23 protein-coding genes are annotated in these 24,572 nt (G+C 71.4%); 14 read left to right on the top strand and 9 right to left on the bottom strand.

Annotated elements, in window-relative coordinates:
- Positions 1–5 precede the first annotated feature (5 nt).
- The 3 genes from V5E28_RS35875 to V5E28_RS35865 form a co-directional block, all read right to left on the bottom strand.
- Complete coding sequence (locus tag V5E28_RS35875) at positions 6–947, bottom strand: YbgA family protein (protein WP_336213691.1); 942 nt, start codon at positions 945–947, stop codon at positions 6–8.
- Between the two features lie 45 nt (positions 948–992).
- Entirely contained in the window at positions 993–2,519 is a 1,527-nt protein-coding gene (locus V5E28_RS35870; RefSeq protein ID WP_336213688.1) for an ATP-dependent DNA ligase, read from the bottom strand.
- Between the two features lie 119 nt (positions 2,520–2,638).
- A complete protein-coding gene (locus V5E28_RS35865; RefSeq protein WP_336213686.1) occupies positions 2,639–3,013 on the bottom strand; it encodes an FKBP-type peptidyl-prolyl cis-trans isomerase in 375 nt (124 codons plus the stop codon).
- Positions 3,014–3,080: 67 nt separating this feature from the next.
- On the opposite strand from V5E28_RS35865, the gene V5E28_RS35860 reads away from it, so the two are divergent.
- The gene (locus V5E28_RS35860; RefSeq protein WP_336213683.1) at positions 3,081–3,836 is read left to right on the top strand and encodes an SDR family oxidoreductase; all 756 of its coding nucleotides are present in this window, start codon (positions 3,081–3,083) and stop codon (positions 3,834–3,836) included.
- A 4-nt stretch (positions 3,837–3,840) separates the two neighbouring features.
- On the opposite strand, the gene V5E28_RS35855 is transcribed toward V5E28_RS35860, so the two are convergent.
- The gene (locus V5E28_RS35855) at positions 3,841–5,280 is read right to left on the bottom strand and encodes a GuaB1 family IMP dehydrogenase-related protein (RefSeq protein ID WP_336213682.1); all 1,440 of its coding nucleotides are present in this window, start codon (positions 5,278–5,280) and stop codon (positions 3,841–3,843) included.
- 98 nt (positions 5,281–5,378) lie between these two features.
- On the opposite strand from V5E28_RS35855, the gene V5E28_RS35850 reads away from it, so the two are divergent.
- The 6 genes from V5E28_RS35850 to V5E28_RS35825 are packed head-to-tail and all read left to right on the top strand — an operon-like array spanning position 5,379 to position 9,910.
- Entirely contained in the window at positions 5,379–5,831 is a 453-nt protein-coding gene (locus V5E28_RS35850) for a GyrI-like domain-containing protein (protein ID WP_336213680.1), read from the top strand.
- A gap of 36 nt (positions 5,832–5,867) precedes the next feature.
- Positions 5,868–7,019, top strand: a complete 1,152-nt coding sequence (locus V5E28_RS35845) for a glycosyltransferase family 4 protein (protein ID WP_336213679.1) — start codon at positions 5,868–5,870, stop codon at positions 7,017–7,019.
- Positions 7,020–7,030: 11 nt separating this feature from the next.
- On the top strand, positions 7,031–7,747 hold the full coding sequence (locus V5E28_RS35840) for a hypothetical protein (protein ID WP_336213677.1): 717 nt from the start codon (positions 7,031–7,033) through the stop codon (positions 7,745–7,747).
- Positions 7,744–8,103: a hypothetical protein gene (locus V5E28_RS35835; RefSeq protein WP_336213676.1), complete on the top strand. Its 360-nt coding sequence runs from the start codon at positions 7,744–7,746 to the stop codon at positions 8,101–8,103. Before V5E28_RS35840 ends, V5E28_RS35835 begins: the two co-directional genes overlap by 4 nt.
- On the top strand, positions 8,103–9,185 hold the full coding sequence (locus tag V5E28_RS35830; protein ID WP_336213675.1) for a glycosyltransferase family 4 protein: 1,083 nt from the start codon (positions 8,103–8,105) through the stop codon (positions 9,183–9,185). The genes V5E28_RS35835 and V5E28_RS35830 overlap by 1 nt, the downstream gene beginning before the upstream one ends.
- Positions 9,182–9,910: a hypothetical protein gene (locus V5E28_RS35825; protein ID WP_336213674.1), complete on the top strand. Its 729-nt coding sequence runs from the start codon at positions 9,182–9,184 to the stop codon at positions 9,908–9,910. Before V5E28_RS35830 ends, V5E28_RS35825 begins: the two co-directional genes overlap by 4 nt.
- 1 nt (position 9,911) lies before the next feature.
- Here the strand turns inward: V5E28_RS35825 and V5E28_RS35820 are convergent, their stop codons facing one another.
- Positions 9,912–11,033, bottom strand: a complete 1,122-nt coding sequence (locus tag V5E28_RS35820; protein WP_336213673.1) for a CaiB/BaiF CoA transferase family protein — start codon at positions 11,031–11,033, stop codon at positions 9,912–9,914.
- 153 nt (positions 11,034–11,186) lie between these two features.
- On the opposite strand from V5E28_RS35820, the gene V5E28_RS35815 reads away from it, so the two are divergent.
- From V5E28_RS35815 to V5E28_RS35800, 4 genes are all read left to right on the top strand, one after another.
- The gene (locus V5E28_RS35815) at positions 11,187–12,731 is read left to right on the top strand and encodes a serine/threonine-protein kinase (RefSeq protein WP_336213671.1); all 1,545 of its coding nucleotides are present in this window, start codon (positions 11,187–11,189) and stop codon (positions 12,729–12,731) included.
- Positions 12,728–13,711: an NAD(P)-dependent oxidoreductase gene (locus V5E28_RS35810; protein ID WP_336213670.1), complete on the top strand. Its 984-nt coding sequence runs from the start codon at positions 12,728–12,730 to the stop codon at positions 13,709–13,711. Before V5E28_RS35815 ends, V5E28_RS35810 begins: the two co-directional genes overlap by 4 nt.
- A gap of 129 nt (positions 13,712–13,840) precedes the next feature.
- Positions 13,841–15,190, top strand: a complete 1,350-nt coding sequence (locus tag V5E28_RS35805; protein WP_336213669.1) for an FAD-binding oxidoreductase — start codon at positions 13,841–13,843, stop codon at positions 15,188–15,190.
- 4 nt (positions 15,191–15,194) lie between these two features.
- Positions 15,195–16,454 (top strand): cyclopropane-fatty-acyl-phospholipid synthase family protein, encoded by a 1,260-nt coding sequence (locus V5E28_RS35800; protein ID WP_336213667.1) that lies wholly within the window; start codon positions 15,195–15,197, stop codon positions 16,452–16,454.
- On the opposite strand, the gene V5E28_RS35795 is transcribed toward V5E28_RS35800, so the two are convergent.
- The 3 genes from V5E28_RS35795 to V5E28_RS35785 form a co-directional block, all read right to left on the bottom strand.
- The gene (locus V5E28_RS35795; RefSeq protein ID WP_336213666.1) at positions 16,455–17,264 is read right to left on the bottom strand and encodes an alpha/beta fold hydrolase; all 810 of its coding nucleotides are present in this window, start codon (positions 17,262–17,264) and stop codon (positions 16,455–16,457) included. It abuts the gene before it with no gap.
- A gap of 62 nt (positions 17,265–17,326) precedes the next feature.
- On the bottom strand, positions 17,327–17,881 hold the full coding sequence (locus V5E28_RS35790) for an AAA family ATPase (protein ID WP_336213665.1): 555 nt from the start codon (positions 17,879–17,881) through the stop codon (positions 17,327–17,329).
- A gap of 197 nt (positions 17,882–18,078) precedes the next feature.
- On the bottom strand, positions 18,079–19,614 hold the full coding sequence (locus V5E28_RS35785) for a long-chain-fatty-acid--CoA ligase (RefSeq protein ID WP_336213664.1): 1,536 nt from the start codon (positions 19,612–19,614) through the stop codon (positions 18,079–18,081).
- Positions 19,615–19,762: 148 nt separating this feature from the next.
- Between V5E28_RS35785 and V5E28_RS35780 the strand changes: the two genes are divergently transcribed.
- The 3 genes from V5E28_RS35780 to V5E28_RS35770 are packed head-to-tail and all read left to right on the top strand — an operon-like array spanning position 19,763 to position 23,488.
- A complete protein-coding gene (locus tag V5E28_RS35780; RefSeq protein ID WP_336213662.1) occupies positions 19,763–21,310 on the top strand; it encodes a GMC family oxidoreductase in 1,548 nt (515 codons plus the stop codon).
- Positions 21,311–21,341: 31 nt separating this feature from the next.
- The gene (locus V5E28_RS35775) at positions 21,342–22,595 is read left to right on the top strand and encodes a cytochrome P450 (protein ID WP_336213660.1); all 1,254 of its coding nucleotides are present in this window, start codon (positions 21,342–21,344) and stop codon (positions 22,593–22,595) included.
- A 53-nt stretch (positions 22,596–22,648) separates the two neighbouring features.
- Positions 22,649–23,488, top strand: coding sequence for an alpha/beta fold hydrolase (locus V5E28_RS35770; RefSeq protein WP_336213659.1), 840 nt, complete (start codon positions 22,649–22,651; stop codon positions 23,486–23,488).
- On the opposite strand, the gene V5E28_RS35765 is transcribed toward V5E28_RS35770, so the two are convergent.
- The gene (locus V5E28_RS35765) at positions 23,457–24,503 is read right to left on the bottom strand and encodes a methyltransferase domain-containing protein (protein ID WP_336213657.1); all 1,047 of its coding nucleotides are present in this window, start codon (positions 24,501–24,503) and stop codon (positions 23,457–23,459) included. The two genes, V5E28_RS35770 and V5E28_RS35765, sit on opposite strands and share 32 nt — an antisense overlap.
- Positions 24,504–24,572 lie beyond the last annotated feature (69 nt).

The raw sequence follows: 24,572 nt of genomic DNA, 5'->3' as shown, positions 1-24,572 counted from the left end.
CGAGGTCAGGGAGTGACGTGGTTGCGCAGGGCCAGCTCGTCCGGATACGGGCGGAAGTACGTCTGCTCTGCGAGATAGGCGGCTTCGGCTCGCCGCGCGTGATGGCGCAGGAGCGCCATCGGCACGCTCAGCGCCACCCGCCTCGCCCGGTACGACTCGATCACGTCGAGCAGGTCGTCCCGGAGGACGTGGTCGAGATCGAGCATGCCGAGGCAGTGCTGCAACGCGTTCACGTGGCGGCCGACCGACGTCCGGTGGGTGAGCGCGCTCTTGAACGCCTCGGCGTACTCGGTGGCGAGAGGCTCCCGGGGACGGGTGCCTGACGCGGCGGCGAGGCGGCCCGTCTCCTGGTAGGAGGCGTGGGACATGATCTGCATCTTGTGCCTGGCCTGGAACGCCATCAGGTCGCGCGGCAGCCAGTCGCCCTCGAGGAGGGCGCGCAGGCGGGCGTGCGCGAAGACGCGTTCGACGAACGCCTCCCGCAGGACAGGGTCGTGCAGCCGGCCCTCGTCCTCCACCGGAAGCAGGGGGTGCGCGTCCATCACCGCGGCGGCGAACAGGCCGCGGTGTTTGTGGTCGACGACGGTGCCGCCCCGGTGCAGCGTCACGCCGCGGACTCCGCAGCTCGGGCTCTTGGCCTTGAAGACGTAGCCGTCGGCGTCCAGCCGCGGGATCCGGGAGGTGGCCAGCGCGTTCATGGGCTCGGTGTGGTCCTGACCGGTCCGGCGGGTGACGAGGTGGGGGCCGCCTTCGGAGTCTTCGAGGCGGAGCGCGTCACGGGGCGCGCCCAGCCCGATCTCCATCTCCGGGCAGATGGGGATCCAGTCGACGTGCTGAGAGAGCGTGTCGTCCAGGAACCTGTCGCGGCTGTGACCGCCGTTGTAGCGCACGGGGACGCCGAGCAGGCAGCTCGAGATGGCGATCCGCGGCCGTTCGGTGTCCCCCATGACTGCCCCATTCCCCGAACCGCCGCGGCCACGCGACTCGGGTGGTCACACCATCAGGGAGCGGACCGTCTCCACGGTGTCGGCCTCTTCGGGGCGCTTGTCGAGGCGGTAGCGCAGCACGCGGGCGAAACGCAGCGCCATGCCGCCGGGGTAGCGGGGTGAGCGCTGCACCCCGTCGAAGGCGATCTCCACCACCAGCTCGGGGCGGAGCGGGACCGTCCACTCGTCGGTGGGGCCGTCGGCCAGCTCCAGGAAACGCTCGGTCTGCCAGGCGAGGAGCTCGTCCGTCAGGCCCTTGAAGGTCTTGCCGAGCATGACGAAGCCGCCGGAGTCCGGGTCGCGGGCGCCGAGGTGGAGGTTGGACAGCTTGCCCTCGCGGCGGCCGTGGCCCCATTCGGCCGCCAGGACGACCAGGTCGAGGGTGTGGCGGGGCTTGACCTTGATCCAGCCGGCGCCCCTGCGGCCCGCGGCGTAGGGGGAGCCGAGGGACTTGACGACCAGGCCCTCGTGGCCGGCCTTGACCACCTCGGTGAAGAACTTCTCCGCCTCCGCCACGTCGGAGGTGACCAGGCGGGGGGTGAGGAGACCCGGGGGGACCGCCCCGGCCAGGGCCTGCTGCCGCTCGGAGTAGGGCAGGTCGAGCAGGTCGGCCCCGCCGACGCGGAGCGCGTCGAAGAAGAACACGTGCAGCGGGGTCTCCTCGCGCAACCGGGCGACGTTGGTCCTGCTGCTCGTGCGTGCGGCCGTCACCTGGAAGGGGTGCGGGCGGCCGTCGGGGCGCAGGGCGATCACCTCGCCGTCGAGCACCAGGTCGTCGGCGGCCAGCGCGAGCACGGCCTCGACCAGCTCCGGCACCTGGGCGGTGATGTCGTCGAGGGTGCGGGTGAACACCTTGACCTCGCCACCGGAGCGATGCGCCTGGACGCGGATGCCGTCGAGCTTCCACTCCAGGGCCGCCGGGGTGTGGGCCTTGTCCAGGGCGGCGGCGACATTGGGGGCGCTGCCGGCCAGCATGGGGGAGACGGCCCGGCCGACCTCCAGCTTGAAGGCCCGCAGCTGGGCCACTCCGCCCGCCAGCGCGGCCGCGCCCACCGCGGGCAACCAGCCGCGTAGCGTCAGCGCTCGCCGCACGTCGGCGGACGCGGCTCCCGACGCCTTGGCGATCGCCTCGATCATCACCCCGTCGAGCGCGCCCTGACGCAGCTCGCCGCTCAGCAGCTTGAGCATGAACGCCTGCTCCTGGCTGGTGAGCCCGCCGAACAGCTGCGTGACCAGGGCTTTGCGCGCCGCCTGTGAACCCTGGCCGGACACCGCCTTGATCTTCGTCAGGAGGGCGTCGACGTCGGTGAGCGTGGCCGTGGCCGCCAGTTTGGGGCCCGGCAGATCCTGCAGGCCGCGCCAGCCCACGCCGACCTGGCGCTGCGGCAGCTCGCCCGACAGATAAGAGATGGCGATCTCCGCCTCGTCCGGGCCGACCCGGCCGAGCAGCTCCGCCAGATGGCCGACCTTGCCGAGCCGCGCGGACGTGCGCGTCACCGCTTCGGACACCCGGACCACGTCGATCAGTAGCACACCGCTATGGTGCCTCACCCAGGCGACAATTCCCCAACCGAGGCCGTGCCGTATTCAAAAAGGCCTCCACCGGAGCAGGGACCCGAAAAGCTGAATTTCCGGATCCCTGCCCGAATGGGCTAGCGGACGCCGAGGAGGTCCACCACGAAGATGAGCGTCTCTCCCGGCTTGATGCGGGCGCCCGCGCCGGCGTTGCCGTAGCCGAGCTGCGGCGGGATGACGAGCTTGCGGCGGCCGCCGACCTTCATGCCCGCGACCCCCTTGTCCCAGCCCGCGATGACCCGGCCGCCGCCGAGCGGGAACTCGAAGGCCTGGCCGCGGTTCCACGAGGCGTCGAACTCCTCGCCGGTGGAGAACGCGACGCCGACGTAGTGGACGCTCACGTTGTGACCCGGCTTGGCCTCGGGGCCGTCCCCCACGACGATGTCCTCGATCTCCAGGTCGGCGGGCGGGTTGCCCTCCGGGAAGTCGATCTCCGGCTTCTCGAGTGCCACGAAGTGCTCCTGATGACGATGGGAATGAACCCGACGACTCTATGCGGTCGGGATATCGTCATCGTCCATGGCCGCACTTTCTCCCGATGCGATCCTGCTCACCGGGCGCGTCGCCGTGGTCACCGGAGCGGCCCGGGGGATCGGGCGGGCGATCGCGGAGACCTTCGAGGCCTTCGGGGCCCGGGTCGCCACCTGCGACCTGGACCAACCGTACGGTGAGCCGGCGATGACGCTGGACGTGCGCGACCCGATGGCCGTGGAGGTGTTCGGGCAGGCGGTGGCCGAGCGCTGGGGCCGCGTGGACGTGCTGGTCAACAACGTCGGGGGGACCTTCCACGCACCCTTCGCCGACGTCTCGGCGAAGGGCGAGCGCACCCTGATCGACGAGAACTTCACCCAGGTCACCGGCATGATCAGGCGCATGCTGCCGCTGATGGGCCCGGGCTCGTCGATCATCAACCTCACCTCCAGCGAGGCTCATCAGGCGGCGCCCGGGTTCGCCGTCTACGCGGCCATGAAGGCGGCTCTGGAGAGCCTGACCAGGTCGCTGGCGCTCGAGCTGGCCCCGCGCGGGATCAGGGTCAACTCGATCGCCCCCGACGCCCTGCCCACCGAGGGGGAGTCGGGGGTGCGCGAGCGCATGCTGGCCGCACCGCTCCCGTTCGATCCGGTACGGACTCCGCCGCTCGGCCATCTCGGCGATCCGGCTGACGCGGCGGGCGCGGCGGTCTTCCTGGCCGGCGATCTGGCCAGGTTCGTCACCGGCACGACCCTCCACGTGGACGGCGGCATCCACGCGGCGGGCGGCTGGCGGCGCACCTGAGGCGTCACCAGCTCTGGTGCAGCGGCATGCCCTCCGCATAGCCCGAGGAGCCCTGGATGCCGACGACGGCCTGCTGGTGGAACTCCTCCAGGTTCGAGGCGCCCGCGTAGGTGCACGAGGAGCGCAGGCCGGCCACGATCGCGTCGATCTGGTCCTCCACGCTGGGCCGCCGCGGATCCAGATACATGCGCGAGGTGGAGATGCCCTCCTCGAACAGTGCCTTCCGCGCCCGGTCGAACGGGCTGTCCTCGGCGGTGCGCAGCCGCACGGCGCGTGCGGAGGCCATGCCGAAGTTCTCCTTGTACTTGCGCCCGTCCGCGTCGGTGCGGGCGTCGCCGGGCGACTCGTAGGTGCCGGCGAACCACGAGCCGACCATCACGTTCGCCGCCCCGGCCGCCAGGGCGAGCGCCACGTCGCGCGGGTGGCGGACGCCGCCGTCGGCCCACACGTGCCGGCCGAGCCGGCGGGCCTCGGCCGAGCACTCCAGCACGGCGGAGAACTGCGGCCGGCCGACGCCGGTCATCATCCGGGTGGTGCACATCGCGCCGGGTCCGACACCGACCTTGACGATGTCGGCGCCCGCGTCGACCAGGTCGCGCACCCCTGCCGCGGTCACCACGTTGCCCGCCGCGACCGGCACGCCGGGGTCGAGCGCCCGTACGGCCCTCAGAGCGGAGATCATCTTCTCCTGGTGGCCGTGGGCGGTGTCGACCACCAGGCAGTCGACGCCGGCCTCCAGCAGCTCCTTCGCCTTGGCGGCGACGTCGCCGTTAACGCCGACGGCGGCGGCGACGCGGAGCCTGCCCTCGGCGTCGAGCGCGGGGGCGTAGAGGGTGGCGCGCAGCGCGCCGAGGCGGGTGAGGATGCCGACCAGGCGGCCGTCGCCGTCCACGATGGGGGCCAGGCGGTGGCGGCCCTCGTGCAGCCGGTCGAAGGCGGTACGCGGGTCGAGGCCGGCGGGCAGGGTCAGCAGCTCGCTGGACATCACCTGGGCGAGCTGGGTGTACATGTCCACGCCCTGGCAGTCGGCTTCGGTCACCACGCCGACCGGCCGGTTCTCCCAGTCGACGACGATGACCGCGCCATGGGCGCGCTTGGGCAGCAGTTGCAGTGCCTCGCCGACGGTGTCGTGCGGGGTGAGGGTGAGCGGGGTGTCGTGCACCAGATCGCGCTTCTTGACCCAGTCGACGACGTTCGCGACGACGTCGAAGGGAATGTCCTGCGGTATCACCGTGATGCCGCCCCGCCGCGCGATGGTCTCGGCCATGCGCCGGCCGGCCACCGCGGTCATGTTGGCCACCACGAGGGGGATGGTGGTGCCCGTGCCGTCGTGCGTCGAGAGGTCGACCGCGAGCCGGGAGTTGACCGACGAGCGCGACGGGACCATGAACACGTCGCTGTAGGTCAGGTCGTAGTGCGGCTCCATGCCGTTCAGAAATTTCACGTTCATCCATCTTATGAGGTGACAGTCTCAACAATGGAATTCCCCCTTTCTCGGGGGCTTATGATCGGCCGGGGTACTTATGGGGGATGGAGAGGCATGTGGACGTCACCAATCGGGACGAACTGGTCGTCGTAGGCTTTGCCGTACGCACCACGAACGCTGACGAGCTGGACCCTGACCGGGCCAAGCTGCCCGTGCTGTGGCAGCGGGCCGGTGCCCCCGGCGCGTTCGCGCACGTACCGGGCCGCGCCGACGAGCTTCTCTACGCGGTGCTCACCGACTACGAAAGCGACCACCACGGTGCCTACACGCAGATCGTCGGCATAGCCGTGCGCACCGTGCCACGGCTGCCCGAGGGCATGGTCGCCGTGCGCGTCCCGGCGGCCAGGTCGCTCAAGGTCGAAGCACGCGGGCAGATGCCGCAGGCGATCGTCGACGCCTGGCAGCGGGTCTGGAAGCACACCGAGTCCGGCGGCACGCCCGCCCGGTCGTTCGCCACCGATCTGGAGGTGCACCACCCCGGCGGCGCGGACCTTTACATCGCCGTCTGACGTCGTACGCCGGTGGGCGCCCCTAGGCTGTGGGCCGTGCGCGCGGCCTACTTCGCCTTCGACCGGTTCCCCTCCAGCAAGGGGTCGGCCGTGCACATCGGCCAGATGGCGGGCGAGCTGTCCGACCACTTCGGCGGCGGACTGCTGGGTGTGCTCGGCGGGGGCGGTCTGCCGCGCTACCAGCAGGAGGGCGACGTCCGGATAGCCCGGTTCGACATGCGGGTGCCCAACCTGATCGACCGGGCCGAGGCCTACTCGCACTGGGTGGCCGCGCATCTCCGGGCACACCAGGAGACGCTGGAGCTGGTGCACGTGCGCGACCCGTGGAGCGCGCTGCCGGCGCTCGGCCTTCCGGTCAAGCTGGTGTACGAGGCGAACGGGCTGCCGTCCATCGAGCTGCCGCACACCTGGCCGCAGGCGGCCCCCTCGACGCTGGCCAAGTTGCGGGCGCTGGAGCTGCGCTGCTTGGAGCGTGCTGACGCGGTCGTCGTGCCTTCGCGCGTTATCGGGGATGCCATCCGCAAAATGGGGATAAATCCGGAAAAGATCTACCACGTCCCCAACGGCGCGCACCCTGTCCCCTCCGGCCACGGCCCCAGCCCAGGCAGCCCCGCCACGGCCCCTGTCTCCCCGGCGGGTGCGGGACCGTACCTGATCTACGTCGGTGCGCTGCAGCGCTGGCAGGGCGTGGACGTGCTGTTGCGGGCCTTCGCCAGGCTGGCCGACCTGACCACGCTGCGCCTGGTGATCTGCTCGTCGGTGCCCGAGCGCCGCGCCAGGCCGTTCCAGCGCCTGGCCGAGCGGCTGGGCGTGGCGGAGCGGGTCGTGTGGCGGTTCACGCTGCCGCATGAGCAGGTGGCCGGTTGGCTGGCCGGGGCGGCGGTGTCCGTGGCGCCGCTGACCGCCTGCCCGCGCAACCTGGACCAGGGCTGCGCCCCGCTCAAGATCCTGGAGTCGATGGCCGCCGGCACCCCGGTCGTCGCCTCCGACCTGCCCGCCGTACGGGAGATCCTCGGCGACGACGGGCGGTTGGTCGCGCCCGACCGGCCGGCCGAGCTGGCGCGTGCGATCAGGATCACGCTGGAGTATCCCGAGGCGGCCCGCGAGCTCGCCGGGCGGGCCCGCCGCAGGGTGCCCACCTGGGCCGATTCCCGTGAGCGCCTCGCCGCCGTGTACCGCCGTGTGTAGGGTTTCGAAGCATGTTCTGGCGGAAGACACGGGCGGCCATCGCCGGGTTCCATCCGCTGCACCAGAAGCTCATCTGGGAGCGCACGCTGTCGGCGACGCTGCCGAGGGCGGAGTGGGCGGCGCTGATCGCCAGCCTGGCACGCCACGGAGCGGTCGTCCGCAGGCGCAAGTGGCGGCTGCCCGAGCGCACCGAGAGCGTGCTGGTGCCGCTGATCAGGCTGCTGTGCGAGGACGTGGACCGCGGCAGGGTCGGCGTCACGGCCGATCTGCGGGGCCGCGACGTGCCGGGCAAGGCCGGGCCGCGGCAGGACCTGCCGGTCGTGCGCCCGGTGCGCAGGGCCCAGCAGTGGTGGGTGTTCGACTCCTGGCTGAGCGTGCGCTCCGAGCTGCGCGACGGCAGCGTGCTGGAGCTCGCCGTCACCGACGTGGTCAGGCACCGCCACGTGGTGAAGGTCAATCCGCGCGGCAAGCGTAAGAGCAAGACCAAGACGAAGGCGGTGCAGCGCGTCTACGCGACCCGCTCGCTGGCCAAGGGCCAGCCGTTCCAGCAGCCGGGCAGCCCACCTCCGCCGTGGATCCGGGTGCGGCCGCGCGGCCGCTCCCGGATGGTGATCAGGGCGGTGGCCAAACTGCCCATGCCGAGGCAGGCCGACGAGCTGCCGCTGATGATGACGGTGGCGACCGAGCTGTTCCGGTGGACCCCGGCGAGAAGGAGGCGGAGCGCATGACCCCGTGCCTGGTGAGCACCGGATTCCTGGTGCTCGGCCGCTGCGGCAGGGCCTCGGTGACCGCCTGCGCCCGCTGCGGCCGGCCGGTGTGCGACCGGCACGCGGTGCCCGGCGCGTACGCCGGGCTGTGCCCCGAGTGCGCGGCCGCCCAGGGCTACGGCACGCCGTACGACCCGCTGTGGACGGTCGGCTACCGCGGTCACCACTCCCACCAGACCCTGCCCGCCTACACCCAGCCGGGCTGGTACACCGACTTCGACGACTTCGACCGGGGCGCGTTCGACCCCGAGGACCAGGCGGACTTCGGCGACCCCGGCGACTTCGACGACGGCGAGCGCGACTTCGTGGACAGCTGATGCGCATCCTGTGGATCACCGAGCACTACCCGCCGAGCCGCGGCGGTATGGCCGAGTCGTGCTACAGGATCGTGCGAGGGTTGCGCGGGGCGGGGGCCGAGCTCGACGTGGCCCACCTGACCAGGCGGGAGCGGCCCTGGCGGGTCGAGGCCGGGCAGGGCGGGCGGCTGCTGACCGCGCCGCTGGAGGACAACCCGGAGCACGCGCTGCGCAGGCTGTGGACGGTGCTGGCGGGCGAGCGCTACACGCACGTGGTGGCGTTCGGCGGCTCGTACGGGATGCTCGCGGCCCCGGTGCTGGCCGCCTGGCTGGGGGCGCCGCTGGTCACGCTGCTGCGCGGCAACGACTTCGACACCGGTGTGTTCTCGCTTCGGCGCAGGACGGCGCTGCTGGACGCGCTGCGGGCCTCGGACACGGTGTGCGTGGTGGCCTCGGGGCACGCGCCGCTGGTGTCGGCCCTGGTGCCCGGTGCGCGGGTGCGCTGGGTGGCCAACGGCATCGACACCTCCGGCTGGGAGCTGCTGCCTTCGGAGCGCGAGGCGGCCCAGGCCCGGCGCGCCGCCGCCGGCGGCAGGCGGATGATCGGGCTCGTCGGCCAGCTCAAGAACAAGAAGGGCGTCGGCTTCCTGCTCGACGCGCTGGCCGCCTCCGGTCACGCGGACGCCTTCCACCTGCTGCTCGTCGGCGAGCTCGAGGAGCGGCTGGCGGTGCCGGTCGAGCACACCCGGCTGCCGTTCCTCGACCGCTACGAGCTGCCCGCCGTCTACGCCTCCTGTGACCTGGTGGCGCTGCCGTCGTTCTACGACGGGCTGCCGAACGTCGCCCTGGAGGCGGCCGCCCTGGGCGTCCCGCTGCTCGCGTCCGACGCGGGCGGGCTGGCGGACCTGGTCGACGACCGGATCGGCTTCCGGTTCAGGGCCGGGGACCCGCACGACTGCCGCAGGGCCGTGGACCGGGCGGCCAGGGCCACCGGCGAGGAGCTGGCCAAGCTCGGCAGGGCGGCGGGGGAGCGGGTGCGCGGGGACTTCACGGTGGCCGCCGAGACGGAGGGCTACCTGCGGGTGTTCGGCGAGATCGAGTGATCGTCTGCTATGCACGCGGCGGCGGCTTCGGCCATCTCACCCGCGTCCGCGCCTACCTGCACACCGTCCATCCGGGCGCCGAGGCGACGATCCTGACCGAGTGGCCGGACCGGCTGCCGGACGCGGCCGAGATCGTGGTCGACGCCTTCCCCGCCGGGCTGGAGGGTGAGCTCACCCGGGCCGGGCTGCCGCCGGGCGTGCCGGTGGTGCACCTGGCGCGGCTCCTGCGGTGGGACGCCTACCGGCCGCTGATCTCCCAGACGCCGCGGTTCGACCGGACGTGGCTGGTCGAGCCGGTGTCCGGGCCGCACCTGGCGTTCCTCCGGTCGGTGTCGGCACGGGTCGAGCCGCTGGCGCTGACCGACCCGCCGGCCGGCGACGTGCCCGTCCTGGAGGCGGGCGGCTGGCTGGTCGTGCACTCCGGGCCGCCGGAGGAGACCATGGAGCTGGTCGCCTACGCCCGCGAGAGCGCCGCCGCCGAAGGGGCCCGACCCCGGATCACGCTGGTCTCGCCGGTCGCCCCGGCCGGTCTGCCACCCGAGGTGGCCCATCTGGCCGCCCGCCCCGCCTGGCCGCTGTTCGCGGGCGCCGCGCGGATCATCTCCGCCGCCGGGTTCAACACGGTCCGGCAGGCCGCGCCGCACCGGCACAAGCATCGCGTGCTGCCGTTCCCGCGCCGGTTCGACGACCAGTTCACCAGGGCCGCCCGCCTTCGGGCCGGGTGAGTCAGGCCAGCACCCCCTGGGAGCGCAGCTTGGCGGCGGCCTCCGCGGTGATCCCCCAGGAGGAGAGGTCTTCGAGTCTGGTCGCGGGGGCCAGGTCCTGGGCGGGCGTGCCGAGCAGGCGCGGCGCGGGCGCCGGCTGGCTGACGCCGCCGACCTGGACGAAGCCGCCCCGGGCGATGTTGTGCGGGTGGTCAGGCGCCTCCGCCATGGACAGGACCGGCGAGACGCACGCGTCGGAGCCCTCGAACACCGCCTCCCACTCGGCGCGGGTCCTGGACTTGAACTCCCGCGCCAGCCGCTCCTTCAACGCCGGCCACTGCTGCCGGTCGCCGCGGTCCGGCAGGTCCGTCAGGCCCATGAGGGTCACCATGGCGTCCCAGAACTGCGGCTCCAGCGAGCCCACCGCCAGATACTGGCCGTCGGCCGTCTCGTAGGTGTCGTACATCGGGGCGCCGGTGTCGAGCAGGTTCGTGCCGCGCGGGCCCCAGCCGCCGCTCCGCACGCCCTGGTAGAACATCGCGAACAGGATCGCGGCCCCGTCGACCATGGCCGCGTCGATGACCCGGCCCTGGCCGGTGCGCCCGCGCTCCAGCAGCGCCAGCAGCACGCCGTAGGCGAGCATGAGACCGCCGCCGGCGAAGTCGCCCAGGATGTTGATCGGCGGGGTGGGCTTGTCGCCCTCGCGGCCGAGCATGGACAGCACCCCGGAGATCGCGATGTAGTCGATGTCGTGACCCGCGGTCGGAGCCAGTGGCCCGTCCTGTCCCCAGCCGGTCATCCGGCCGTAGACCAGCCGCTCGTTCACCGCGTGCAGGTCGTCGGGGCCGATGCCGAGCCGCTCGGCCACACCCGGCCTGAAGACCTCGATGACCACGTCGGCGCCGCGCACCAGGTCCTTGAACGCGGCCACGCCCTCGGGTGACTTCAGGTCCAGGCCGATCGTGCGCTTGCCGCGATCCATGACGTCCGTGCGAGGCCGGTCGGACACGGCGGAGACCCGGTCCACCCGCAGCACCTCGGCGCCGTGGTCGGCGAGCATCATCCCGGCGAACGGCCCGGGCGCCAGCCCGGCGAGCTCGAGCACGCGGATCCCGGACAGCGGGCCCTGTCGGGCTTCGGACATGAACGACTCCTCGGGTGGATCTGGGCGACCTAGGGCGACATCAGTAGAACAACATTCGGTGACTCGTGGCAAGACGCCTCCCCGACCGTCCGCCAGAGGCATATGAGGTATGGGAAACTTGCCCACTATTCGGGTGGTCTACAGGGGTAGGACATGGTTTCGGATAGCAGCCGGTTGATCGCCAAGCGCTACGAGTTACTTCGCGAGCTTGGCCGCGGGGGGATGGGCGTGGTCTGGGAAGGCCGCGACACGCTGCTCAACCGCCAGTGCGCGATCAAAGAGGTGGTGCTCCCGGACGGGTTGCCCCGGGCCGACCACGAGCGCCAGCTCGTCCGCACCGCGCGCGAGGCGCGCACCGCGGCCAAGCTCAACCATCCCGCGGTCGTGGCGATCTACGACGTGGTCGAGGAGGACGGCCGCCCGTGGATCATCATGGAGCTGGTGAGCGCCTCCTCGGTCGAGGACGTCGTCGCCGCCTCCGGAGCCCTTCCGGTGCGGCAGGCGGCCGACCTGGGACGGCAGGTGCTGTCCGCGCTGCGCGCCGCCCACGAGCTCGGCATCCTGCATCGCGACGTCAAGCCGAGCAACATCCTGCTGACCGACGAGGGCAGGGCCGTGCTCACCGACTTCGGCATCGCCACCGCCGAAGGCGACTCCTCGCTCACCAGCACCGGCATGGTGACCGGCTCGCCGAGCTTCCTGGCGCCCGAGCGGGTGCGCGCCGCCGAGGCCGGCCCGGCCTCCGACCTGTGGTCTCTGGGCGCCACGCTCTACGCCACGCTGCTCGGCCGCTCGCCGTTCGAGCGGGGCGAGCCCATGGCGACACTCAACGCCCTGCTCAACGAGGAGCCCGACTACCGCAGGATCCCGCCGGCCATGCATCCGGTGCTCAAGGGGCTGCTGCGCAAGGAGCCGGAGGATCGGCTGACCGCGCAGGAGGCCGACGAGTTGCTCGCCGCGATCTCCGCGGCCAGGCCCGCCCATGCCGATCAGCACGTGCCGCCGAGCCGGCCGCGCCGTACCAGCCGCGCGCTCCTCGCCGCGGCCACGGCGGCGGTCCTGGTCGTGGCGGCGGGCACGGTCACCTACCTCAAGCTCGCCGCGCCCGCCGAAGGCTCGCCGCGCCTGGCGCAGCACGCGGCCGCCACCAGCCCGCTGCCGAGCGCGCCGGCCACGCCCACCACGCCGGGGGTGAGCGCGACGCACACGCTCACCCCGACGCCCTCCCCGACCGTGACCCGCTCGCGGGTGCGCGCCTACACCTCGACCGACGGCTGGTCGATCGCGCGGCCCGTCGGCTGGAGGGGCGCGCGGGGGGAGTCCTACACCGAGTGGACCCGGCGTGACGGGAGCGGCCACCTGGGCGTGGCGGCCGTCTACGCCGAGGTGGACCCGCACCAGCTCCTGCGCGACGCGGAGGAGCTGGTGCGACGCGACGCCGGGGACGTGCGCAACATCGGCCGCAGGACGGTCAGCCACCAGGGGATCAGGGCCGTGGAGTGGGAGTTCGCCTGGACCGCGGGGACGGGCGGTGACACGCCGTGGGCCGCGCAGGGGACGAGGTACCGCGAGGTGCGGCGCGCCGTCGCGGTCGGCGACGCCGCCTACATCCTGTCCTGGACGTTCACCGAGGCCCAGTGGCGGCGCAACGCCGGGCTGATGCGCAAGGTGATCGGGAGCTTTACGGTGGGCGCATGACGCCCTGGAACCTCCTGGCACTCCCGCCCCTGCCCGAAGACCTGATCCGCAGGCTGCTCTCCCCGCTCGCAGACCGGGTGGAGGTGCGGGTGCCGGCCGCGCGCGACCGCGACTCGCTGCTCGCTGCGCTGCCCGGGGCGGAGCTCGTGCTCGGCGACTGGACGGGCGTGCTCACGCTGGACGCCGAGGCGGTCGCGGCGGCGCCCCGGCTGGCGTTCGTGCAGCAGCCCTCGGTCGGCGTGGACGGTCACGACCTGGCCGCCCTGGCCGCGGCGGGGGTCGCGGTGGCCAACACGGCGGGCGTCAGCGCGGTGGCGGTGTCGGAGTGGTGCCTGGCCGCCGCGCTGTCGCTGACGCGCAGGCTCGCCGAGGCGGACGGCGCGGTCCGCGCGGGCGGCTGGCCGCAGCAAGGGCTGCGTCCCCGCGAGCTGCACGGCCAGCGCGTCGGGATCGTCGGCTACGGCCCGATCGGCGTGGCCTGCGCAGCCCTGTTCGGTGCGCTGGGCTGCGAGGTGTCCTACTGGACGCGCACGCCCCGGCAGGACCCCGGCTACACCGAGCTGGAGACGCTGCTGTCCACCAGCGACGTGGTGGTCGCGGTGATCGCCCTGTCGGAGGAGACCCGCGGCCTGATCGACCCGGCCCGGCTCAAGCAGGGCGCGATCCTGGTCAACGCGGCCAGGGGCGGAGTCGTCGACCAGGACGCGCTGGTGGCCGCGCTGCGTGAGGGCCACCTGGCCGGCGCGGCCCTCGACGTCTTCGACACCGAGCCGCTGCCGGACGGCGATCCACTGCGCGAGCTGCCCGGCGTGCTGCTCTCGCCGCACGTGGCCGGCGTGACCCCGGAGTCCACCGGACGCCTGGTCACGGTCACGGTGGACAACCTCGCCGCCGCGCTGGACGGGCGTGAGGTGGCGAACGTGGTGAACGGAGTTTCTGCGGTGATCCGTAGAAAATTCTCGGATTCGCCTGCTTTGTAGTGGTTCTAGTGGCACGATAAACAGTTTTCGTGTCTTTAACGACCCCGGTCTGTTCCGGGTTCCGCCGGAGAGATACCGTCTTCTCGACGATCTCTACCGGCTCAAGGGGGTGCTTGCGTGAAGACGACGATGTCGACACACCAACGGGCAGTAGAGCACATCAGGCAGTCGTACGCCGAGATCCCCGGCGACGCCTCGCCACGCCTGGCCAAGGCCACGTCCAACCTCTTCAGGTTCCGCGATTCCGGCAAGACCGCGAAGCTGTCGGCCAGGGACCTCGACGAGGTCATCAGCGTCGATCCCGACACGATGACCGCCGAAGTCCAGGGCATGACCACCTACGAGCATCTGGTGGACGCCACCCTCCGGCACGGGCTCATGCCGTACGTGGTCCCCCAGCTCAAGACCATCACCCTCGGGGGAGCGGTGACGGGGCTGGGCATCGAGTCCACCAGCTTCCGCGACGGGTTGCCGCACGAGTCCGTCGAGGAGCTGGAGATCCTGACCGGCGACGGGCGCGTCGTCGTCGCCCGCGCGGACAACGAGCACCACGAGCTGTTCAAGGCGTTCCCGAACTCCTACGGCACGCTCGGCTACGCCCTGCGGATCAGGATCAAGCTGCGCGCGGTCCAGCCGTACGTCCGGCTCACGCACGTCAGGTTCACCGACGCCGACAAGTGCATGCTGGCCATGCAGGAGATCTGCGAGAGCATGGAGTACGACGGCGAGCCCGTCGACTTCGTGGACGGGGTCTTCTTCGATCCGCAGGAGATGTACGTCACGGTCGGCCGCTTCGCCGATCGCGCGCCGTACGTCTCCGACTACACCGGCATGCGCATCTACTATCAGTCGATCAAGCAGCGCAACCGAGACTGGCTGACGATCCGCGACTACCTGTGGCGCTGGGACACCGACTGGTTCTGGTGCTCGCGCGCGTTCGGCGTGCAGCAGCCGGTGGTCCGCTCGCTGATGCCACGCCGCTGGATGCGCTCCGACGTCTACCGCAAGCTCGTCGCGCTCGACCGCCGCTACGGGGTGACCGCCAGGGTCGACAGGTGGCGCGACCAGCCGGTGCAGGAGTCGGTCATCCAGGACGTGGAGGTGCCGGTCGAGCGGGGCGCGCAGTTCCTGGAGTTCTTCCACGACAAGGTCGGCATGACGCCGGTGTGGATGTGCCCGCTGCGAGCCGGCTCACGCTGGCCGCTCTACCCGCTGGAGCCGGGCAAGCTGTACGTCAACTTCGGCTTCTGGGGCATGGTCCCGTTGCCTCGGGGACAGTTCGACGGCTACTACAACCGGCTCATCGAGAGCTCTGTGCACGAGCTCCACGGGCACAAGTCTCTCTATTCGACCTCCTTCTACGCCCGTGACGAGTTCTGGCAGCTCTACAACGGCGATGCCTACTGGCCGGTCAAGCGGGAATACGACCCCAACGGTCGCCTGCTGGACCTGTACGACAAGTGTGTACGGGGAAGGTGATGAGATGGCTCTCGCGTCCATCTTCGAGAAGATCGTCGGCTCTGACGCGAACATCGCGTTCATGGCCTACGACGGCAGCAAGGCGGGCCCGGACGGCGCGGACGTCGCCATAGAGGTGAAGTCCCCGATCGCCGTCGCCTACCTGGCGCAGGCTCCCGGGGAGCTGGGGCTGGCCAGAGCCTACGTCTCCGGCCACATCGACGTGCATGGCGACCTCTATACGCTGCTCGACCGCATGTGGAACATCACGACCAACGACCTGACCGCGGCCGAGAAGCTCGCCGCGGTCCGGTCGCTGGGCGTGAAGCCGCTGCTGATGCGCGTGCCGCCGCCGCCGCAGGAGATCCGCCAGAGCGCGCTGGCCAGGCTCGGCTCCCGCCACGCCAAGCAGCGCGACGCCGAGGCCATCCACCACCACTACGACGTGTCCAACCGCTTCTACAACTGGGTGCTCGGGCCGTCCATGGCCTACACCTGCGCGACCTTCCCCGAGGAGACCTCCTCGCTCGAAGAGGCCCAGTTCGCCAAGTTCGACCTGGTGGCGCGGAAGCTCGGCCTGGAGTCCGGCATGCGGCTGCTCGACGTCGGCTGCGGCTGGGGCGGCATGGTCATCCACGCGGCCAAGCACTACGGCGTCAAGGCCCTCGGCGTGACGCTCAGCAAGCAGCAGGCCGAGTGGGCCCAGAAGGCCATCGCCGAGGAAGGGCTGCAGGACCTGGCGGAGGTCCGCTTCATGGACTACCGCGACGTCACGGAGTCCGGCTTCGACGCGGTCAGCTCCATCGGCCTGACCGAGCACATCGGCAGGGACAACCTGCCCGACTACTTCGGTTTCCTCTACGGCAAGCTCAAGCCGGGCGGCCGCCTGCTCAACCACTGCATCACCCGGCCCACCGGCAAGGAGAAGACCTTCAACAAGGGCGGCTTCATCAACCGCTACGTCTTCCCCGACGGTGAGCTGGAGTCGGTCGGCGTGCTGGTCAGGGAGATGGAGGACCGCGGCTTCGAGATCCGCCACGAGGAGAACCTCAGGGAGCACTACGCCAGGACGCTCAGGTTCTGGTGCGACAACCTGGACGCCAACTGGGAGGAAGCCGTCCAGGAAGTCGGCATGGGCACCGCGCGGGTCTGGGCCCTCTACATGGCGGGCTGCATCGTCGGCTTCGAGCGCAACAAGGTCCAGCTCCACCAGGTGCTCGGCGTCAAGCTGGACCGCGACGGCCGCTCCGGCGTCCCGCTGCGCCCGTCGCGCGACTGGCCCTGATCAGCGCTCCAGCACGTCGTTCAGCGCCTTGGCGAACTCGGCCGGGTGCGTGAGGAAACCCACGTGCCCGCCGGGGAAGTCCGCGACCTCGATGCCGAGCTGTTCGGCGAGGATCACGGACGTGCCGTAGCCGAGGGTCTCGTGCGTCCCGGCGCCGTTCGCCACGGCGAACGGCCCATCGCGCAACGCGTCCAGGTCCGGCGCGAACCGCACGAACGACCGCAGCTCGTACTCCAGGCAGAAGGGCAGGTTGGCGGCGACCCGCGCCAGCATCGCGGCGACCGGAGCGGGTAGCGCGGCGCCGGGTTCGGGCGGGCCTTCCACGCCCAGCTCGTCGCTCAGCCGCCGCAGGGCCACCTGGGCGCCCTCGCGCCGGAAGACGTCGTGCACCTCCTGGAACACCGCGTGCCAGTGCTCGGCGTCGGGCAGCAGCTCGATGAGGAGCGGCTCGTGCGCCACCAGGGCCCGGACCTGCTCGGGATGGCGGGCGAGCACGTCCATCCCGACCATGCCGCCGTAGCTGTTGCCGAAGATGTAGGCGGGCTCGCGGGTCAGTGCCCGCAGCAGGAGGTGGGCGTCGCGGGCGTGCTCCTCGATGCGCTGCTCGCCGACCGGGCCGGTGAGGCGGCTGCGCGAGTTGCCGCGCGGGTCGTACGTGATCACCGTGTAGCCGTCGGCCAGTTGCAGCGCCAGCGGCGCGTACATGGCCGCGTCGCCGTCGCCGCCGTTGATCAGCAACAGGACCGGTCCCGCCCCGCGCACCTCGTAGTAGAGCTCGGCGCCGGGCACGGCCAGCGTGCCAGTCTCCATGATCCCTCCGTGGTCTCGCCGTCCACGTTCTGATCGCTCGCCGGCCCCCGCGCGTTTCGCCCTCACCCCGATCGGTCCGAGAGCGTGGCGACGACGAACCGGGCCCGCTCCTCCACCCCGGCCCGAGGCAGCGTGACCAGCTCGTAGCCGTGGGCGGCATAACCCGCCACGCACGCCTCGTAGACCCGCTCGGCCTCGTCCAGGCTCTGCTCGCGCTCCGCGTCCCGCTCGTAGATCTCCGGCCACGGCGGCGCGGCGAAGACCCGCCTGCCGTAGCGGACCGTCTCCGCGGCGCGGCGCATGTGACCGGGGACCGGCCGGCTCAGCGTCTCGAGATAGCAGACGACGTCCACGACCCCGCGATCGAACAGCACCGTGCCGTGCTCGGGCGCCTCCCGGTGGTTGCGCAGATCCCAGGAGAGCATCAGCTCGGCGAACAGCCCGGGATCGAGCCAGGGCAGCGCCGGGCCGGAGAGGCCCACCTGCTCCCTGATGATCGCCCGCCCCGCCTCGGGACGGGTGGCGAAGCCCTTCCCGCGCAGGTGCCGGAGCAACGTGCTCTTCCCGGCTCCGGGCCCACCGGTGATGACCACGAATCGGTCGATGTTCCTGGGCATGCTGCAGCCTTCCCTCGCTCGGGTGGAGTGATCGGGACCTCGCGAGGGATCCGCCGGACCGGCGCGAGGGGGACGGCGCCGGGAGCCGCGAGACAGGCGGCATGACATCGGTTCGGCCGTCAGGCCCACCCTAGCCGCACCCGGACAGCGCGAAGGCCCTCTGCCCGGCGGGGAGAGGGCCTTCGCGGGAGTCGGGGTCAGCGCAGTTCGCGCTTGAGGATCTTGCCCGTGGCCGTCATGGGCAGCGCGTCGCGGAACTCGACGATGCGCGGATACTTGTAGGCCGCCATGGTGTCGCGGCTCCAGGCGATGAGCTCCTCCTCAGCCAGCGAGGATCCCGGGGTGCGGATGACGTACGCCTTGATCTCCTCGCCGTGGGAGTCGTGCGGGACGCCCACGACGGCGGCGAGCGAGACCGCGTCGTGCGTCATCAGGACCTCCTCGACCTCCCGCGGGTAGACGTTGAACCCACCACGGATGATCATGTCCTTGGCGCGGTCGATGATCGAGTAGTAGCCGTCGGCGTCACGGGTGGCGATGTCGCCGGTGCGGAACCAGCCGTCGCGCATCACCTCGGCCGTCGCCTCGGGCCGGCCGTAGTAGCCCTTCATGATGTTGTGGCCGCGGATCGCGATCTCGCCGGGGCCCTCGCCCTCGACTGTCTTCCAGTCGCTGTCGATCAGCTTCATCTCCACGCCCCAGATGGGGGTGCCGATCGTGCCGGGCCTGGTGGGGCGGCCGAGCTGGTTGAAGCTGGCGACGGGGGCGGTCTCCGACAGGCCGTAGCCCTCCAGGATGCTGATGCCGAAGGTCTGCTCGAAGTCCTTGAGCACCTCGACGGGGGAGGCGGAGCCGCCCGCCGCGGCCACCCGCAGCGTGGTGGGCACCGCCACGTTCTCGGCGTGGATCTTGGTGAGCATGGCCCAGTACATGGTCGGGACGCCGGCGAAGAACGTGACGCCTTCGCGCACCATGAGGGCGAGCGCCTCTCCGGGCTCGAAGCGCGGCATCAGCACCACGGTGGCGCCGCGCATGAAGCCGGTGTTCATGACGACCGTCTGGCCGAAGGAGTGGAACAGCGGCAGCACCGCGAGGTAGGTGTCGCCGTCGTCGTTCCTCGGGAACATCTTGTCGTTGACCATGACGTTCATCAGCATGTTCTGGTGGCTGAGCTCGGCGCCCTTGGGCTGGCCGGTGGTGCCGGAGGTGTAGAGGATCACGGCGGTGTCGTCGGCCGCGGTCTGCACGGTCTCGAACTCCCCGGACATGCCGTCCAGCGCCGCCCAGAAGGACTCGCCGTACTCCGATTCGGTCGCCAGCGGCGTGGCGGGCAGCACGAAGAAGTGCTCGCACCCCTCCGCGCCCTCGAAGCCGGCCTTGCCGCGCTCGCCCAGCGGCAACTCGGGGGTGCCCTCGAAGCAGAACAGGGCCTTGGCGTCGCTGTCTTCCAGGTGATAGGTGATCTCCCTGGACTGCAACAGCACGTTGAGCGGCACCACGGTCGCCCCGGCCTTGAGGATGCCGAAGTAGACGAACGGGAAGTAGGGCAGGTTGGGGCAGGCGATCGCGACCTTGTCGCCCTTGCCGATGCCGCGCGACACCAGCAGGTTCGCGACCTGGCGGGCAACAGTGTCGATCATGGAGTACGGCAGCCGCATGTCGCCGAAGACGATCGCGGTGCCCTCCGGAGTGTTTCTCGCACTGTCTTCCAGGACGCTCGACAGGTTCAGCATGGCGCCTTCCTCCCTCTGTATGGCCTTCGCGCGACATCCTCGCAGTTAGGCATACCGACCGGTAGGTAACAGAGGTTACAACTGCATATGGACGCGCCCCGCGCCCTGGAGTAAGCAAGTACAAAGTTACTTACCCCTGGGAGGGGTCATGGAGTACGACTACGTGATCGTCGGGGCGGGGTCGGCCGGATGCGTGCTGGCGAACAGGCTCTCGGCGGACCCCGAGGTGTCCGTGGCCCTGGTCGAGGCCGGGGGGCAGGACGACAAGCTCGAGATCCGGATGCCCGCGGGCTTCGCCAAGCTCTTCAAGACCGACTACGACTGGAACTTCACCACCGCCAAGCAGGGCGAGATGGCGGGCCGCGAGCTCTACTGGCCCAGGGGCCGGGTCGTGGGCGGCTCCTCCTCGCTCAACGCCCAGATGTGGGTGCGCGGCTGCCAGCAGGACTACGACCAGTGGGAGATCCCCGGCTGGTCGTACGAGGACGTCCTGCCGTACTTCACCAAGGCCGAGCGGCGGATCGGCAGCAACCACGGCGGCGTGTACGGCTCGGCGGGACCGCTGTTCATCTCCGAGCTGCGCAGCCCCAACGTGACCACCGCCGCCTTCCTCAAGGCCTGCGAGGAGCTCGGGTTCGAGCGCCTGGCCGAGCTGAACGGCCGCTCGAACGAGGGCTACAGTCCCACCCCCGTCACGCAGGACCGCGGCCGCCGCTGGAGCGCCGCCGACGGCTACCTGCGTCCCGCGCTCAAGCGCCCCAACCTGACGCTGATCACCGAGGCGAACGTGGACCGCGTCGTCTTCGACGGCACCCGGGCCACCGGCGTCGAGCACAGCGGCGGCGCCGTGCTGCGGGCCCGGCGGGAGGTGATCCTCTCGGCGGGCGCGATCGGCTCGCCGTACCTGCTCCTGCGCTCGGGGGTGGGCGCGGCCGACGAGCTGCGCGACGCGGGCGTCCCGATCGTCCACGACCTGCCCGAGGTGGGCAAGAACCTGCAGGACCATCTCTCGTCGGGCGTGTTCGTCACGTGCAAGCAGCCGGTGACGCTGACCAAGGCCGAGTCCATCGGCAACCTGCTGCGCTACATCGTGCTGCGCTCCGGCATGCTCACCACGAACGTGGGCGAGGCGGTCGCGTTCCTCAGGACCTCGCCCGAGGAGCCGGCGCCGGACATCGAGCTGATCTTCGCGCCGGGGCCCTTCATCGACCACGGCCTGACCCCGCCCACCGGCCACGGCCTGACCGTCGGCGTCGTGCTGCTGCAGCCGGAGAGCCGCGGCAGGATCGGGCTGAACGGCCGGGAGGTGCTGATCGACCCCCGGTACCTGGCCAAGGAAGGGGACGTCAAGCGGCTGGTCGCCGGGCTGAAGGTGGCCAAGCAGGTGTTCGCCACCGCCGCGATGAAGCCGTGGGCGGGCGGTCCGATGGCTCCCTACGACGCTCCGGAGAGCGACGAGGAGCTCGAACTGTGGGTCCGTGACCAGAGCAAGACCCTCTACCACCCGGCCGGCTCCTGCCGGATGGGCACCGACGCGGACTCGGTCGTGGACCCCTCGCTGAGGGTGCGCGGCGTCGAAGGGCTCAGGGTGGTGGACGTGTCGATCATGCCGACGCTCAACCGCGGCCATACGCACGCCCCGGCCGTCATGATCGGCGAGAAGGCCGCCGAACTGATCGCGAAGACTCCGTCTTGACGTAAGTGAACGCTTGCTCAAGGCTGGTCGCATGACGGTCTCCGCGGAAACGGACCTCTCGCAGATCCCGTTCTGGGGCCTGCCCCAGGCCGAGCGCCTGGCCGCCTTCCGGCGGCTGCGGCAGCTCGACCGGCCGGTGTTCGTGTCCGAGCAGGTGGTGCCGTTCATCGGGGGCGGACCCGGCTACTACGCGCTGGTACGCCACGCGGACGTGACCGAGGCCAGCCGCAACGCGGCCGTCTTCAGCAGCGAGCCGTGCTCCAACAGCATCCCCGACATGCCCCGCTGGCTGGCGGTCTACTTCGGTTCGATGATCAACATGGACGACCCGCGGCACGCCAGGCTGCGCAGGATCGTCTCCAGGGCGTTCACGCCGCGCGTGCTGGCCAAGATGGAGGAGGACCTGGCCCGGGCCGCCGCCGAGATCGTGGACGCGGCGGTGGCGGAGGGCCCGGGAGACTTCGTCTCCCAGATCGCTGCCAAGCTTCCCGTACGCGTCATCTGCGACATGATGGGGATTCCGGCGAAGTTCCATGACATGGTGCTTCGCCGGACCAACGTCATCCTCGGCAACGCCGACCCCGAATACACCGGCATCGACCCGGGCTTCAACCGGGTCAAGGTGGCCCGCGGCCTGGGCAAGCTGCTGCACGCCGGCTTCTCGCTGAACCGCCTGGCCGCCCGCCTGGGCGACGAGCGGCGCAAGCGTCCCACGGGCGACCTGGTCAGCCTGCTGGTCGGCGGCGAGGAGCGGCTCACCTCGCAGGAGCTGGGCTCGTTCTTCATCCTGCTGGTGGTCGCCGGCAGCGAGACCACCCGCAACGCCATCGCGCACTGCCTCAAGCTCTTCACCGACCACCCGGACCAGCGCGAGCTGCTGCTGGCCGACTTCGAAGGCCGCATCGGGGGCGCCTGCGACGAGATCGTCCGCCACTCCACCCCGGTGATCCAGTTCCGCCGCACGCTCACCCGTGACCACGAGATGAACGGCATGCAGTACAAGCAGGGCGACAAGGTGCTGCTCTTCTACAACTCCGCCAACCGTGACGAGTCGGTCTTCGATCACCCGGACGCGTTCGACATCACCCGTGACCCCAACCCGCACGTCGGGTTCGGCGGCCCCGGACCGCACTACTGCCTGGGCGCCCACCTGGCGCGCAGGGAGATGACCGTGATGTTCCGGGAGCTGTTCACCCGCCTGCCGGGAATCAGGTCCGAGGGAGAGCCCGCCTTCCTGCTGTCGAACTTCATCAACGGCGTCAAGCACCTGCGCTACACGTTCTGAACGGCTCGCGCGGTGCTACTCCTCTCGCCAAGCGGATGCTAGGTTTCGCAGCCATGGAGATCAGGACAGTCCACGCGAACGGAATGGAGTTCGCGTACTTGACCATGGGGGAGGGGCCGCTGGCCCTGTGCCTGCACGGCTTCCCCGACACCGCGCACACCTGGCGCCACCTGATGCCCGCGCTCGCCGAGCGCGGTTACCGCGCCGTCGCGCCGTTCATGCGCGGGTACGCGCCCAGCGAGATCCCCGCCGACGCCGCCTACGAGGGCGACGCGCTGGCCGCCGACGCGCTCGCGCTGCACGCCGAGCTCGGCGGCGACGAGGCCGCGGTGCTCATCGGGCACGACTGGGGCACGTTCCCGGTGTACGCCGTGGCCGACCGCTTCCGTTCGGCCGTGTCCATGGCGGTGCCGCCGACGGCCGCGCTACTGGCAGGCTTCCTGCGCTACGAGCAACTCAAGCGCTCGTTCTACGTCTTCCTCTTCCAGACAGGGCTGGCCGAGTCCGCCGCGGCCGGCCCTGGCTTCCTGGAAGGGCTCTGGCGTGACTGGTCACCCGGCTACGACGCGAGCCAGGACCTGGCCCACGTCCGCCAGAGCATCGGCGAGCCCGCCAACCTGGCGGCGGCCATCGGCTACTACCGCGCCATGCTGGGCACCACTCCGCCCTCGGGGCGCCACCCGGCCGCCGGGACCGCCACCACCACGCCCATCCTCTACCTGCACGGCGTCCAGGACGGCTGCCTGGACCCCGAGCTGGTCAAGGACGCCCCGCAGCACCTGCCGAAGGGCTCGCGCGCGACGCTGGTCCCGGGCGCCGGGCACTTCCTCCACCTGGAACAGCCCGCCGAGGTCAACGGGCTCATCCTCGACTGGCTCGGCCCCGCTTCCTGAGGACCGTCAGCACCGGATGCCGCCCCGACAGGCTCACCGCCACGCGCCTCACGGCCTCGAAGCCGCGCGGATCCTGCGGCAGGTCGTGCAGCAGCGCCACCACCACGCCGTCGTCGGCCAGCACCCGGCGCACCTCCCGCCACAGCAGCCCGGGATCTCGCGCGAGCAGGCCCGCCGGCGGCACCTGCCGCCCCCACGGTGGGTTGACCAGGACCCGATCCACGCTCGCGCCGGCCACCGGCAGCCGCCCCCCGTCGGCCACGGCCCAGACCAGGCGGCTCTGCCGGCCCGCGCGGGCGGCGTTCGCGGCGGCGGTGGCGACCACGCCGGGAGCGTGGTCCAGCCCGAGCAGGCGGGCCCGGGGCGCGAACGCGCACGCCTCGATCAACGTCGTTCCGGCGCCGCAGCAGGGATCGAGCACCGTGCCCGCCTCGCCGAGGCGGCCGAGCTGGGACATGGCGGCGGCCAGCGGCGGATGCAGGGTGCCCGCGATCGAGCCCGTCTTGTACGGCCTGCGGTGCAGCGGCGTGCCGGACGCCCGCAGTGCGATGAGGGCTCGCTCGCCCTCGATCGTGACCCGCCAGGCCACCGAGCCGCGCGGCGGCACCCCACCGCCCGCGCGCGAGTGGTAGGGCAGGCGCGTGCGCCTGGCCAGCTCGGCGCCGACGGCGTCCTCGATCTCGAAGCGGGTGTAGTTGCGCCGTCCCACGAACGACGCCGAAACCTCAACGCCGGGGCCCCGCCCGCTCAGGCTGCCCGCATCGAGCTCGCGTGCCGCCCGCGCCAGGCGGCGCAGCGCGGTCCGGTCGTGGCCGATCCCGTCGACCACGGCCGCCGCGAGCAGCACGTCGTCGGCGGTGCGCAGCCCCAGCAGGGCGGGCCCGGGGTCGGCGGTGTCGAACCAGACCTCCCGATGGCGCAGCGCGCGCACCGAGCCGAGTCCGGAACGCTGGATCTCCGCGGCGACCAGGGGCTCGATGCCATGCACCGCCCTGGCCACGGCAAGGGTATGCACGTGTCCTTCTCCCACGTAGCGACCCGGGACGGCGGCCGGCCGTCCCGCATCACCGGCGGTGGGTCGTCC

Origin of the sequence: Nonomuraea sp. LPB2021202275-12-8, from assembly GCF_037044575.1 — a bacterium.
GTDB lineage: Bacteria > Actinomycetota > Actinomycetes > Streptosporangiales > Streptosporangiaceae > Nonomuraea.
The sequence above is the reverse complement of the archived record's forward strand: the minus strand, read 5'-3'. Positions and strand labels throughout refer to the sequence as shown.